The organism is Streptomyces sp. CBMA152 (assembly GCF_014596475.1).
Taxonomy (GTDB): domain Bacteria; phylum Actinomycetota; class Actinomycetes; order Streptomycetales; family Streptomycetaceae; genus Streptomyces.
The window spans coordinates 1-12,626 of the sequence record NZ_MECJ01000037.1 but is presented as its reverse complement, the minus strand read 5'-3'; the positions used below and the strand labels follow the sequence as shown (position 1 = coordinate 12,626).

At 72.1% G+C, this 12,626-nt stretch carries 15 protein-coding genes and 1 tRNA gene; 10 read left to right on the top strand and 6 right to left on the bottom strand.

What is annotated here, in order from left to right; translation table 11 throughout:
* Positions 1–15 precede the first annotated feature (15 nt).
* Entirely contained in the window at positions 16–1,236 is a 1,221-nt protein-coding gene (locus tag BG418_RS37170; RefSeq protein WP_188278490.1) for a cytochrome P450, read from the top strand.
* A gap of 37 nt (positions 1,237–1,273) precedes the next feature.
* Positions 1,274–2,035, top strand: coding sequence for a cobalt-precorrin-6A reductase (locus BG418_RS37165; RefSeq protein ID WP_188278489.1), 762 nt, complete (start codon positions 1,274–1,276; stop codon positions 2,033–2,035).
* Here BG418_RS37165 and cobF read toward each other — a convergent pair.
* Positions 2,004–2,759, bottom strand: a complete 756-nt coding sequence (gene cobF, locus BG418_RS37160) for a precorrin-6A synthase (deacetylating) (protein ID WP_188278488.1) — start codon at positions 2,757–2,759, stop codon at positions 2,004–2,006. The genes BG418_RS37165 and cobF overlap by 32 nt on opposite strands.
* A gap of 81 nt (positions 2,760–2,840) precedes the next feature.
* On the opposite strand from cobF, the gene BG418_RS37155 reads away from it, so the two are divergent.
* From BG418_RS37155 to BG418_RS37145, 3 genes are read left to right on the top strand one after another with little or no spacing between them, the layout of a single operon-like run.
* Positions 2,841–3,596 (top strand): (Fe-S)-binding protein, encoded by a 756-nt coding sequence (locus BG418_RS37155; protein WP_188278487.1) that lies wholly within the window; start codon positions 2,841–2,843, stop codon positions 3,594–3,596.
* Positions 3,593–5,011, top strand: a complete 1,419-nt coding sequence (locus BG418_RS37150) for a LutB/LldF family L-lactate oxidation iron-sulfur protein (RefSeq protein WP_188278486.1) — start codon at positions 3,593–3,595, stop codon at positions 5,009–5,011. Before BG418_RS37155 ends, BG418_RS37150 begins: the two co-directional genes overlap by 4 nt.
* Positions 5,008–5,637, top strand: a complete 630-nt coding sequence (locus tag BG418_RS37145; RefSeq protein ID WP_188278485.1) for a lactate utilization protein C — start codon at positions 5,008–5,010, stop codon at positions 5,635–5,637. Before BG418_RS37150 ends, BG418_RS37145 begins: the two co-directional genes overlap by 4 nt.
* A 52-nt stretch (positions 5,638–5,689) precedes the next feature.
* On the opposite strand, the gene BG418_RS37140 is transcribed toward BG418_RS37145, so the two are convergent.
* Entirely contained in the window at positions 5,690–6,166 is a 477-nt protein-coding gene (locus BG418_RS37140; protein ID WP_188278484.1) for a DUF309 domain-containing protein, read from the bottom strand.
* A 106-nt stretch (positions 6,167–6,272) separates the two neighbouring features.
* Here BG418_RS37140 and BG418_RS37135 point away from each other — a divergent pair.
* Positions 6,273–6,349: transfer RNA gene (locus BG418_RS37135), tRNA-Pro, on the top strand.
* Positions 6,350–6,665: 316 nt separating this feature from the next.
* Here BG418_RS37135 and BG418_RS37130 read toward each other — a convergent pair.
* On the bottom strand, positions 6,666–7,670 hold the full coding sequence (locus BG418_RS37130; protein ID WP_188278483.1) for an AraC family transcriptional regulator: 1,005 nt from the start codon (positions 7,668–7,670) through the stop codon (positions 6,666–6,668).
* A gap of 230 nt (positions 7,671–7,900) precedes the next feature.
* On the opposite strand from BG418_RS37130, the gene BG418_RS37125 reads away from it, so the two are divergent.
* Both BG418_RS37125 and BG418_RS37120 read left to right on the top strand, forming a co-directional pair.
* Positions 7,901–9,148, top strand: a complete 1,248-nt coding sequence (locus tag BG418_RS37125; protein ID WP_188278482.1) for a twin-arginine translocation signal domain-containing protein — start codon at positions 7,901–7,903, stop codon at positions 9,146–9,148.
* 56 nt (positions 9,149–9,204) lie between these two features.
* The gene (locus tag BG418_RS37120; protein WP_188278481.1) at positions 9,205–9,405 is read left to right on the top strand and encodes a hypothetical protein; all 201 of its coding nucleotides are present in this window, start codon (positions 9,205–9,207) and stop codon (positions 9,403–9,405) included.
* Between the two features lie 55 nt (positions 9,406–9,460).
* Here the strand turns inward: BG418_RS37120 and BG418_RS37115 are convergent, their stop codons facing one another.
* From BG418_RS37115 to BG418_RS37105, 3 genes are read right to left on the bottom strand one after another with little or no spacing between them, the layout of a single operon-like run.
* On the bottom strand, positions 9,461–10,126 hold the full coding sequence (locus BG418_RS37115) for a phosphatase PAP2 family protein (protein ID WP_188278480.1): 666 nt from the start codon (positions 10,124–10,126) through the stop codon (positions 9,461–9,463).
* Positions 10,123–10,704 (bottom strand): phosphatase PAP2 family protein, encoded by a 582-nt coding sequence (locus BG418_RS37110; RefSeq protein WP_188278479.1) that lies wholly within the window; start codon positions 10,702–10,704, stop codon positions 10,123–10,125. The genes BG418_RS37115 and BG418_RS37110 overlap by 4 nt, the downstream gene beginning before the upstream one ends.
* A complete protein-coding gene (locus BG418_RS37105; RefSeq protein ID WP_188278478.1) occupies positions 10,704–11,369 on the bottom strand; it encodes a DedA family protein in 666 nt (221 codons plus the stop codon). The genes BG418_RS37110 and BG418_RS37105 overlap by 1 nt, the downstream gene beginning before the upstream one ends.
* Positions 11,370–11,493: 124 nt before the next feature.
* On the opposite strand from BG418_RS37105, the gene BG418_RS37100 reads away from it, so the two are divergent.
* Both BG418_RS37100 and BG418_RS37095 read left to right on the top strand, forming a co-directional pair.
* Positions 11,494–11,976 carry a BlaI/MecI/CopY family transcriptional regulator gene (locus tag BG418_RS37100; RefSeq protein ID WP_188278477.1) on the top strand — a complete coding sequence of 161 codons (483 nt, stop codon included), beginning with the start codon at positions 11,494–11,496 and terminating at the stop codon, positions 11,974–11,976.
* The coding region (locus BG418_RS37095) for a M56 family metallopeptidase (protein WP_188278476.1) at positions 11,973–12,626 on the top strand (654 nt) is incomplete at its 3' end. The genes BG418_RS37100 and BG418_RS37095, both read left to right, overlap by 4 nt.

Here is a 12,626-nt window from a genome sequence, read left to right as displayed (position 1 = left end):
GTACACGATGAGCTTGTGGACAGGCATGAGCACGCACGGCTCGACGCGCTCCAGCGCGACCCCTATCCGCACTACGCGCGCGCCCGGCAGGCCGAGGGGCTGACCTTCGTCCCCGAACTGGACGCCTGGCTGGTCGCCCGCGACGCCGACGTACGGGAGGTGCTGCGCAGGCCCGAGGCGTTCTCCTCGGCCAACGCACTGCGCCCGGACGTGATCCCGGGCCCCGCCGTCCTCGCGGAGCTCGGCATGGGCTTCGGCGGCCGCCCGGTCGTGGTCACCTCGGACGGCCCCCAGCACCAGCGGCTGCGCGCCCCCCACGTCCACGGCCTCTCGCCCGCGCGGGTCGCCGCCGTCGTCCCGTACCTCACCGAGCGCGCGACCGAGCTCGTCGAGTCCTTCGAGGCGCACGGCCGGGTCGAGCTGATGGCGCGGTACGCGAGGGTGCTGCCCGGGGACGTGATCGGACGCCTGATCGGGCTCGACCCGGTGGACGTGCCGGTCGCGGTGCACGGCGGCCACCGGGTCGAGGAGCTGCTGTTCCGCCCGATGGACGAGGCGGACCAGATAGCGGCCGCGCGCGACGTGGTGACGATGCAGCAACTGCTCGACGCCTACGTACGCGCACGGCGGGTGCGCCCGCGCGACGACCTGTGCACGGGCCTGCTGACGGCGCTGTCGACGCCCGACAGCGGCGAGCTGACCCTGGAGGAGCGCCATGAACTGGTCGCGCACCTCCAGAACTTCCTCCTCGCCGGGCATCTCACCACGACCGCGCAGATCGGTACGACGGTGCTGCATCTGCTGCGTCATCGCGCGCAGTGGGAACTGCTCTGCGAGAAGCCGGAGTTGATCCCTGCGGCGATCGAGGAGGCGCTGCGCTACGACACGGCGCTCCAGGGATTCCGCCGGATCACCACCCGCCCGGTGCTGCTTTCCGGCACCGAACTGCCCACCGGCGCTGTCGTGTTCGTGGCGTTCGGCTCCGCCAACCGCGACACGCGACGCCATGAACGCCCCGACGTCTTCGACATCACCCGCCAGCCGTCCCGCCATCTCTCCTTCGGCCACGGCGTCCACGGCTGCCCCGGCGCCCAGCTGGCCCGTGAACAGCTGCGGGTCACGGTGGAGCTGCTGACGACGCGGCTGCCGGGGCTCCGGCTCGCGCCGGACGTGCCGGTGACGATGCGGCCGACGATGATCCACCGCTCCCCGGAGGCGCTGCACCTCACATGGTGACGGAACACCGCCCGTGAGCAGCGATTATCCTCGCCCCATGCCCGCCCCCCACGTCCTCGTCCTCGCCGGCACCGCCGAAGCGCGGGAGCTCGCCGCACGGCTCGTCGACGGCGGGGGAGTCCGCGTCACCGCGTCGCTCGCCGGACGCGTCGCCGCACCGCGGACGCCGGCGGGCGAGGTGCGCATCGGCGGGTTCGGCGGCGCCGAAGGGCTCGCGCGCTGGATCCGCGAGCATCAGGTGACCGCCGTCGTCGACGCCACCCACCCCTTCGCCGAGCGCATCAGCGCGAACGCCGCCGAAGCGGCCCGCGCCACCGGCGTCGAGCTCATCGCCCTGCGCCGCCCGGGCTGGACACCCGGCCCCGGCGATCGCTGGCACACCGCGGGCACCCTGGAGGAGGCCGCCGCCCTGCTCCCGACGCTCGGCACCCGCGTCTTCCTCACCACGGGCCGCCTGGGCCTCGCGGCGTTCGCGGAGACCGACGCCTTGTGGTTCCTCGTCCGCTCCGTCGAAACCCCCGAGCCCCCGACGCCCCGCAGCTGCGAACTGCTCCTGGACCGGGGCCCGTTCACCCTCGACGGCGAGCGCGGGCTACTGCGTACTCACCGCATCGACGTCGTCGTCACCAAGGACAGCGGCGGCCCCGCCACCGCCGCCAAGCTCACCGCCGCTCGCGAACTCGGCCTGCCGGTCGTGGTGGTGCGGCGACCGGAGCCACCGGCGGGGGTGTGTACGGCAGCCGATGTGGACGGGGTGCTGGCCCTGCTCAGTCGCGCCGCAGCAGATACGTGTCCATGATCCACCCCTTGCGCTCGCGCGCCTGGGCCCGCAGTTCCTCGATGCGGTCGGACACCTCGGCGAGGCGCCCCTGCACCAGGATCTCGTCCGGCGTGCCGACGTACGCGCCCCAGTAGATGTAGAGCTCCTGGTCGAGATGGCGGGTGAAGGCCTGGCGGGCGTCCAGCATCACCACCACGTCGTCGACCGCGTCCGGCCAGCCCTCCGCGAGCCGCCGCCCGGTGGTGATCTGCACGGGCCGGGCCACCCGGTTCAGGCCCGTGCGGTGCTTGGCGAGGAGCGCCGAGACGCTGCTGATGCCCGGCACCACCTCGTATGTGAACGTCACCGCGCCGCGCTCCAGGATCTCCTCCAGGATGCCGAGCGTGGAGTCGTAGAGCATCGGATCGCCCCACACAAGGAACGCGCCGCACTCGCCCTCGGCCAGGTCGTCGACGATGAACCGCTCGTACAGGTCGGCCCGGCGGCGCCGCCAGTCGTCGACGGCGGGCGAGTAGTCCGATGTCTTGCGGTCGCGCTCGGGGTCGCGCGCCTCGACGAGGCGATACGGGCGACCGGTGACGTGCGCGTCGAGGATGTCCCGGCGCAGCCGCGTCAGATCGGACTTCTCCTCGCCCTTCTCCATGATGAAGAAGGCATCCGCCTTGTTCAGCGCCTTGACGGCCTGGAGCGTCAGATAGTCGGGGTCGCCCGCCCCGATGCCGATGACATAGATCTTTCTCACGGTCCCGAGTCTGCCGCATCCGTACGCCACGCAGAACAGCGAGCCCTATCGTGGCCGACAGCCACCGCCTATCCTCCGACCATGCGTGTCGCACTCTTCGTCACCTGCGTCAATGACGCGGTGTACCCGGCCACGGGCATCGCGACGGTGAGACTCCTCGAACGCCTGGGCGTCGAGGTCGACTTCCCGCCCGGCCAGACGTGCTGCGGACAGGCCCAGTTCAACACCGGCTACCGCCGCGAGACCGAACCGCTGGTGCGGCGGATGGGCGCGGTGTTCGACGGGTACGACCATGTGGTCACCCCGTCCGGCTCGTGCGCGGCGATGGTCCGCGACAACTACCCCCGGATCGCGCGGAAAGCGGCCGCCGAGGGCCGGGGCACGGAGCTCGGGGAGATCGCCGGATCGCTCGTGCCACGCGTGTACGAGCTGTCCGAGTTCCTGGTCGACGTCCTCGGCGTCACGGACGTCGGCGCGTACTTCCCGCACACCGTCACCTATCACCCGTCCTGCCACGGTTTGCGGATGCTGGGGTTGGGGGAGCGGCCGCGCAAGCTGCTGGAGGCGGTCAAGGGGCTTGAGCTGCGCGAACTGCCCGGCGCCGAGGAGTGCTGCGGCTTCGGAGGCACCTTCGCCCTCAAGAACCCGGACGTCTCGGCCGCGATGGGCACCGACAAGGTGGACAGCGCGCTCAGGACCGGCGCCGAGGTGCTGTGCGGCGCCGACAGCTCCTGCCTCATGCACCTCGGCGGCATCCTGCGCCGCCAGGACAGCCCCCTGCGGGCCCTGCACCTCGCCGAGATCCTGGCCAGTACGGAAGCGGAGCCCCGCGTATGAGCGGCACGTTCGTCGGTATGCCGTCCTTCCCGGTGGCGGCCAAGGGCGCGGTCCACGACACCACCCTGCGCGCCAACCTCCGGCACGCCACCCACACCATCCGCGACAAACGCACCAAAGCGGTCGCCGAACTCGCCGACTGGCAGCAGCTGCGCGAGGCCGGAAAACAGATCAAGGACCACACCCTGCGCCATCTCGACCGCTACCTCGTGCAGTTGGAGGAGTCCGTCGTACGCGCCGGGGGCACCGTCCACTGGGCCGCCGACGCCACTGAGGCCAACCGCATCGTCGCCGACCTGGTGAAGGCCACCGGCGAGCGCGAGGTGGTCAAGGTCAAGTCGATGGCCACCCAGGAGATCGGCCTCAACGAAGCACTCGCCGCCGAGGGCATCACCGCGTACGAGACGGACCTCGCCGAACTCATCGTGCAGCTCGGCGACGACCGCCCGTCCCACATCCTGGTGCCCGCCATCCACCGCAACCGGGGCGAGATCCGCGACATCTTCCGCTCGCAGATGGGCAGTTGGGGGAAACCGGCCCCGGACGGGCTCGGCGACACGCCCGCCGAGCTGGCCGAGGCGGCCCGGCTGCATCTGCGCGAGAAGTTCCTGCGCGCCAACGTCGCCGTCTCCGGCGCCAACTTCATGGTCGCCGAGACCGGCACCCTCGTCGTCCTGGAGTCCGAGGGCAACGGCCGGATGTGTCTCACCCTGCCCGAGACGCTGATCTCGGTCGTCGGCATCGAGAAGGTGGTTCCCACCTGGCAGGACCTGGAGGTCTTCCTCCAGACGCTGCCGCGCTCCTCCACGGCCGAGCGCATGAACCCGTACACGAGCATGTGGACCGGCACCACGGACGGCGACGGACCCTCGGCCTTCCACCTCGTCCTGCTCGACAACGGCCGCACCGACACCCTCGCCGACGAGGTGGGCCGCCAGGCGCTGCGCTGCATCCGCTGCTCGGCCTGCCTCAACGTCTGCCCGGTGTACGAACGGGCCGGCGGCCATGCGTACGGCTCGGTCTACCCCGGCCCCATCGGCGCCATCCTCAGCCCCCAACTCCGGGGCACCACCAGCGAGATCGACGCCTCGCTGCCGTACGCCTCGTCCCTGTGCGGCGCCTGCTACGAGGTGTGCCCGGTCGCCATCGACATCCCCGAGGTGCTGGTGCATCTGCGCGAGCGGGTGGCGGAGCAGGGCGGCAAGGGGCACCGCCTGGAGAAGGCGGCCATGAAGGCGGCGAGCTGGGCCATGGACCGGCCGGCGGTGATGGCGGCGGCCGAGCGGGCGGCGACGCGGACCCGTCGGCTCCATCCGAAGAACCCGCCCGGCGCCGGAGCGTGGACCGAGAGCCGCGCCCTGCCCGAGATGCCCGAGGAATCGTTTCGCGACTGGTGGAAGAAGCGCAGCCGATGAACTCCCGCGACCGCATCCTGGCCCGCGTCCGCACGGCCGTGGCCGACGCCCGCGAGGCCCCCGAACCCAGCCGCGACTACCTCGCGAGCCACACCCCGGACGACCCCGGGGCCATGGTCGACCTGCTGCACGAGAACCTGGCCGACTACCGGGCGATCGTGCACCGCACGGACGACGACGAACTGCCGATGCTGCTCATGCGGCTGCTCGCCGAGCGGGGATCGGCCACGGTCCTGGTGCCGCCCGCGCTGCCTCCGTACTGGCTGCGCGCGGCCGACCTCGTACGCATCCACGACCGGGCCGTGCTGACGCCGGCCGAACTCGACGAGGTGGACAGCGTGGTGACCGGCTGCGCCCTCGCGATCGCCGAGACCGGCACGATCGTGCTGGACGGCGGCCCGGACCAGGGCCGACGCCGGATCACGCTCGTCCCCGACCACCACATCTGCGTCGTACGGGTACCGGACCAGGTCGTGGCGTCGGTCCCGCAGGCGATGGCCCGGCTCGACCCGACGCGCCCGCTGACCTGGATCTCCGGCCCGTCCGCGACGAGCGACATCGAACTGGACCGGGTGGAGGGCGTCCACGGCCCGCGCACGCTGGAAGTGGTGCTGGTCAGCGAGTGAGGCCGCTCGCAGGTGCGGTCAGTGGGTGACGCCGTTTGCCGGGGCGCTGTCGTCAGCGCGTGAGCCGGGGTGCCTCGGTCGCCGCGTCCACCGGTCCGGGCAGCCGGTCGGTGAGGTCGTGCGCCCACGTCATCAGCCCGGTCAGATCGATCCCGTACAGCGGTATCCCCACATACCGCCCCAGCGAGTCCGCGCCCCGGGCGAGCAGCGCGGCGCCGCCCTTCGCGTTGCCGCGCGCGGCATGGGTGAGCCCGACGGCGAGCTGGGCAAGGCCTCGCCACAGCTCGCGCTCGCTCTCCGGCCCCGACTTCCACGCGTCCTCGAACACCTCGTGCGCGTGGAACGGCATCCCCGCGTCGAGCAGGCGCTGTGCCTCCCGCACCGTCTCGTCCGGGGTGCGCGCGACGCCCTCGGGCTGGCGCTCGACCCCGGGCGCCCCGTACGGCAGCGGGCGGCCCAGACCGTCCCTGGGCCGCGCGTTGCGCGCCCGCCCCTCGGCGTCCCGGTCCCGGCGCGAAGAAGTCTCCATGGGCCCATTGTCCCCCGCCGTCGCTCCCCGTACCGGAACACCGCGTCAAGTGCGGTATGGTTCTCATGCACGACCGGCCAGGGGAAACCCCAGGTCAGACGGGCACCGGGACGTGGCGCAGCTTGGTAGCGCACTTGACTGGGGGTCAAGGGGTCGCAGGTTCAAATCCTGTCGTCCCGACCAGCGTTTCACGCAGGTCGGAGGGCCGCTTTCGCAGAGATGCGAGGGCGGCCTTCAGTGTTTTGCACGGCATGCGGCTCGGGGCGTACGGGAGTTGCCGGACCGGGTTCGCGCCGTGGAGACGACCGCGGACTGCCCCTGGCTCAGCGGGGGGAGCTGATCCGGTCCAGGGGCAGCCCGCGTGCTGCCGCCGACGACGATGCCGACGCCGTGCCGGGGTCCTGGGCACGGTGGTGAAAACGTACCGCCGGGATCTTCGGGGGCCGATCCGCGATGCGTGGCCGTTTCGCGCAGTCGGCGGGGTGCGTGCGGCGGGCGGTCAGGGGGAGCCGAGCGTCTGCGAGGGGAGCTCCCCGAAGCGCGTGCGATACCTGTCGGCGAAGCGGCCGAGATGTGTGAAGCCCCAGCGGTACGCGACTTCCCCCACGGTCAGTTGGCAGGGCGAGCCCTGGCGCAGCTCCTGGTTGACCCGGGTCATCCGGACATCGCGCAGATAGGCCATCGGGGACATACCGAGGTGACGGCGGAAGCCCTCCTGGAGCCAGCGTGCGCCGACCTGGGCGACGGCGGCCAGCTCGGTCGTGGTGAACGGGTGCTCGGGGCGGTCGTGGATCGCGTCCACCACCCGTTTGACCGGCCCCGGCAGCCGGGTCCGTACGGGCTTGTCGAGCTCTTCGCGGTAGCGGTGCCCGGTGGCCAGGAGCAGACCGGTGAGCAGGGAGTCCTGGAGCTGGGCCGCCATGAGCGGATGGCTGAGCGCGCCGTGCTCGTCCGCCAGCTCCTCGACGACCAGGCGTACGAGCCGCGCCCAGCTGCGGCCGAGGCCCTGGCTGATGTCGAGTTCGGGGGCCAGCCGCATCCCGGCGGGCACCGATCTGTCCAGCAGGATCTCCAGATGGCGCAGCAGGTCCTGCTGGCCGACCTTGACGGCGTGCAGTCGGCAGTCCCGGTTCCAGCGGTCCAGAGATGTGTCGCCCTGCGGCTGGAAGACGGCCGCGCGAGCGGGGGTCGCCGTGGCGGAACCCCCGGTTCCCTGACGCCAGGTCAGCTGCCCGGAGACCGGTATGTCGACGTGGTAGGCGCCCAAGTCGCCGAAGCGGATGCGGATATCGGTGCCGCAGCGGATGTCTCCCACGGTCAGCGCGCCCAGCTGCACGACGTCGAACGCGACGTCCAGCGAGTGCTTCCGGTCCAGTACGTCGATGGAGTTCGCGTAGTACGTCTCACCGATCGCCTGCCGGGCCTCGTCGAGGTCCCCGGTCCGGAACGAGAGCCGGAGGGCGGTCGCGGCCCGCCCGGAGCCCGTGTGCGAAGTCTCCTGCATGGAGCACATCCTCCCGGTGCGCGGGCCCGGCCGTCACCACCACGCGTCATCCCGGCCGACTTCGGGGCAATTCACGGGGACGTACGGGAGAAATCAGGTGCGGCCGCGCTGTTGTTGCGGGGAACGGCGTTGAACAAGTCGTACGCTGAGGCGGTTATCGGTTATCGGGTTAATTCGGAAGTCTCCGGTCTACACATCAAGAGTCCGCGGGACGACTGACGGGAGACACGATGCGCGAGATCAGCCGAAGGGGACTGCTCGGGGCCGGACTTGGCGCCGCGGCCGCGGCCACGGTCGCCGGATGCGGCACGGAAGGCGCGATGAACTCCGGGCGACCACTGGGGACGGGAAAGGGGCCGGGTCATCCGGCCGCACCTAATGCGCCGGTAAAGCAGCAGGTCAGACTGATCGGTGACGGTTCGACAGCCGATACGGGACGCCAGCCGCACCAGCCCGACAAGCCGATTCCGCTGGAACCGGGCGAGACTCCGCCGCAGTTCGTGATCTTCTCCTGGGATGGTGCCGGGGAAGTCGGCAACGGCCTCTTTCCGCGTTTCCTGGAACTCGCCCGCGACCACGGTGCCTCGATGACGTTCTTCCTCTCCGGGCTGTATCTCCTGCCCGAATCGCGCAAGTCGCTGTACCGGCCGCCGAACAACCCGGTCGGCGCCTCCGATATCGGATATCTGACCGACGCGCATCTGCGCGAGACGTTGAAATGCGTACGCGAGGCCTGGTACGACGGACATGAGATCGGGACGCACTTCAACGGCCATTTCTGCGCCGGATCCGGCTCGGTGGCCAACTGGACGCCCGCCCAGTGGCGCAGCGAGGTCGAGCAGGCCGTCTCCTTCGTCACCCAGTGGCGCACCAACACCGGCTGGCACGACCTCGAACCGCTGCCCTTCGACTACCGCAGGGAACTGATCGGCGGCCGCACCCCGTGCCTGCTCGGCCAGGACAACCTGCTGCCCGTCGCCCGGCAGCTGGGCTGGCGTTACGACGCCTCCTCGCCCGGCGGCAGCCAGAAGTGGCCGGTCAAGAAGGAGGGCGTCTGGGATCTGCCGCTCCAGGGCATGCCGTTCCCCGGCCACTCCTTCGAGGTCCTGTCGATGGACTACAACATCCTCGCCAACCAGTCGAAGAACACCACCCGGGGCATGCCCTCGAACTACCCGGGCTGGCGCGAGCAGGCGACCCGGTCGTACCTCGCCGGGTTCCAGCGCGCGTACGAGACCAACCGCGCGCCCCTCTACATCGGCAACCACTTCGAGGAATGGAACGGCGGGATCTACATGGACGCCGTCGAGGAGGCGCTGAAGACGATGGCCGGGAAGAAGGACGTACGTCTGGTGTCGTTCCGGCAGTTCGTGGACTGGCTCGACGTCCAGCACCCCGTGGTCCTGGACAAGCTGCGCTCGCTGGAGGTCGGGCAGGCGCCTGGGGGCGGCTGGAACGCGTTCTTCAAGTCGGCCTGAACCCTGTTGTTCCGCTTGCCCGACCGCTCTGTCGCCCACCCCGAAGGGACCCTGTTGTGCACGAGATGAGAGCCGAGCCGGACCCCGCCGGGGGCGGGGCGGCGGGCCGGGCCGCGTTGCTCTGGCATGTGATGAGCACCGATGAGCCGAAGACGATGTGCGGCCGCGAGCTCGGCCGCCCGGACGCGGCGACCCCGCCGGACCCGGACCTGACCGACGCCGACCGCTACTGCGCGGTGTGCATGGCGGCGTGCTGAGGCGCGTCCGGGGCAGGTCGGTCCGGGGGCGGCGGTGCGGATCAGTCGAGGCCGGTCAGCCGCCCGGCACCGGGTCCTTGTGCGGTGTCTCCGCCCGTACGTGCGGCGCCCCCACCCACGCGCCGAGCGCCAGCCACGCGGCGGCGAACAGCCAGCCCGCGACCACGTCGCTCAGCCAGTGCACCCCGAGGTAGACCCGGGAGAGCCCGACCGCCGCGCCCCACACCAGGACCAGCGCGACGGCCAGGCGCGCGCCCGTGGAGCGCGAGCGGGAGAGGATGGCGGCGGCCACCAGACCGGCCGTCAGCGCGGCGGTGGTGGCGTGGCCGGAGGGGAACGAGTAGCCGGAGGGGTGGGTGTGGGTGGCCCAGTCGGCCACGCTGGGCCGGGGGCGGGCGATGGCCGCCATCAGTCCATGCCGTACGGCCTGGCCGAGGGCGAGGACCGCGAGCGCCCCGGCGGCCGCGCAGAGCCGCTGGCGGGCGTCGCGCCCGGCCAGCAGCCCGGCGCCCACGACCAGGAGATAGGGGAGCGCCCCGGAGCCGGTGGACGTGATCGCGCGGAACACGGCGAGCGCGACCGGTGGCCGGTGGTCCACCGACCAGGTGTGGGTGGCCCGGTCGCCGGGCAGCGGTGCCCCGTCCCGTACCGCGACGACCACCGCGAGTACGACGAACAGAAGCAGGCAGACCGCCGCGCCGACGCGCCGGGCCCTGGTCACCGGGCCGCCACGAGCGGCCGAAGCTTGGTCTCGCCCAGGCGCTCCACGAGCGGCACGGCCCGGCGGGCCAGCAGTGTGAGCACCAGCGCGACCACCGCGCCCACGACGAGGCCCACGGCGATGTCGTGCGGGTAGTGCGCACCGATCCAGACCCGGGAGGCGGCCATCAGCAGGGCTGCGGGCACCGCGATCCAGGCCAGCGCCCGGTCGGCGAGCAGCACGGCCACGGCGGCGGCGGCCGCGATCGCGGCGTGGTTGCTGGGGAAGGACCAGTCGCCAAGGGGCGGACAGGCCTCGACGGTCACCACGTGCAGAGTCTGACATGGCCGCTGCTCATGGACGATCATCTTGAACACATCGTTGGCGACGTACGCCGCGACCACCACGAGCGGGGCCGCGAGCGCCATCGCGAGCCGGGCGCCGCCGTCGCGCCGGGCGCGCCACCAGACGAGGACCATCAGGACCGCGAAGAGCCCCAGACCGTAGTCCGACCAGAGGCGGATGGTGGTGTCGACCCAGCCCGGGGCGTCCTGCGCCCGCTCGGTGATCCAGGTGTACAGGCCGTTGTCGAAGTGCATCAGCTGGCGTCCTCGGTGGTGCGAGCGCGGCGGGCGCGCAGAATTTCCAGGGCGATCGGGGTGAGAGAGACGGCGACCACCAGCGCGACGAGCGGCAGCAGATAGCGGTCGACGTTCGGGATGGAGGAGCCCAGCGCGTAGCCGCCGAGCACCAGGCCGACCGTCCACACCGTGCCGCCCGCCACCTGCCAGAGCGTGAAGACCCTGGTCGGGACGCCGAGCGCGCCCGCGAGCGGATTGAGCACGGTACGGACGATGGGCACGAAGCGGGCCAGCACGATCGCCTTCGCATGGCCGTACTTGGCGAGCAGCTCCTCGGCGCGGTCCGCGCCCTCGTGCAGCTTCTTCGACCTGCTGCGGGTGAGCAGCGCGCGACCGCCCCGGCGGCCGATCCAGAACCCGGCCTGTGCCCCGATCAGGGCGCCGGCGACCGCGGCGATCAGGACCTGCGGCAGCGACAGCGACACCGGTCCGTCCTTGCCCGGGACGCACAGCAGCCCGGCCGTGAACAGCAGCGAGTCGCCGGGCAGGAAGAAGCCGACGAGCATCCCGGTCTCGGCGAACAGCACGACGGCGATGCCGATCGCGCCGAACGCCGACAGCAGGGAGCCGGCGTCGAGAACGTTCACGGCCTGCGGGGCGGCGGTGAACAGGGGTACGGCCATGGCGGTGGGCCCTCCCATAATGGTCTGCGGGCCATGAGTGGCGCGGGCCCGACTGACTACAGTGTTGTAGACGGTCTACGGAACTGTAGACGAATGATGCAGGAGGAACGTTCCCATGGGGGTCATGGACGGGACCGGAGGGTTCGCAGGTCGCGAGGGCGGTGACGCACGGCGCCCGGCCGGAGAGCTGGAGGCGGGCGTGCTGGCCGCACTCTGGGCCGCCGACGGGCCGCTCACGCCCGGAGAGGTCCAGGGAGCGCTCGGCGGCAGCCTCGCCCGCACCACGGTGACGACGATCCTCACCCGGCTGTACGAGAAGGGCGCCGTCACCCGGAACCGCTCCGGCCGCGGCTACGCCTACACCCCGACCGAGGACTCGCCGGGCCTGACCGCCCGCCGGATGCACACGGAGCTCGCGAAGGAGGAGGACCGCTCGACGGTCCTGGCCCGCTTCGTCTCCCAGCTCAGCGACGAGGACGAGCAACTGCTGCGCACCCTGCTCGACGGGGAGGCGGCCGAGGCGATGGAGGGTGCCCGCGAATCGGGTTCGTCATCGAGTCGGCGCGGGGCTTCGGACCGGGCGCGGTCGGGCGGTGAACGGGGATGATCTTCGCGGTGTGGATTCCGCTGCTTGTGCCGTTCCTGGCCGTGCCGGTCGCACGGCGGCTCGCCGAGGCGCTGCCGCCCCGCCCGGCCGCCTGGCTGCTCGCCGCCGCCTCCACCGGTCTGGCCGCCTGCTCGACGGCCGCGCTCGGGCTGCTGGCCCTGGCCGGGGCGCTGCGGCTGCGGTTCGTCGCGTCCCTGGGCAACCTGGTGACGCCGCTGCGCGAGGTGCCCGCCGCGATCGCGCTCCCCGCCGCCTGCGCGGCCACCGTACTGCTCGCCCTTTCCGGCGTCGCCCTGATCCGCACCGCCCGCCGCCAGGTCGCGGAGCTGCGCGCCGCCCACCGCCGCCTCGCCCCCGGTACCGGCGAGCTCGCCGTACTGCGGGACGCGTGCCCGGACGCCTACGCGCTGCCCGGCCGACCCGGCCGCATCGTCGTCACCACCGGCATGCTCCGCGCCCTCGAACCGGCCGAGCGCGAGGCCCTGTTCGCGCACGAGCGCGCCCATCTGCGCGGCCGTCACCACCTCTTCCTCGCCGCCGCCGAACTCGCCGCGCACTGCCACCCCGCGCTCCGCGCCCTGCGTGCCCCGCTCGAATACGCCCTGGAGCGCTGCGCCGACGAGGCCGCCGCCGGGGCCGTCGGCGACCGT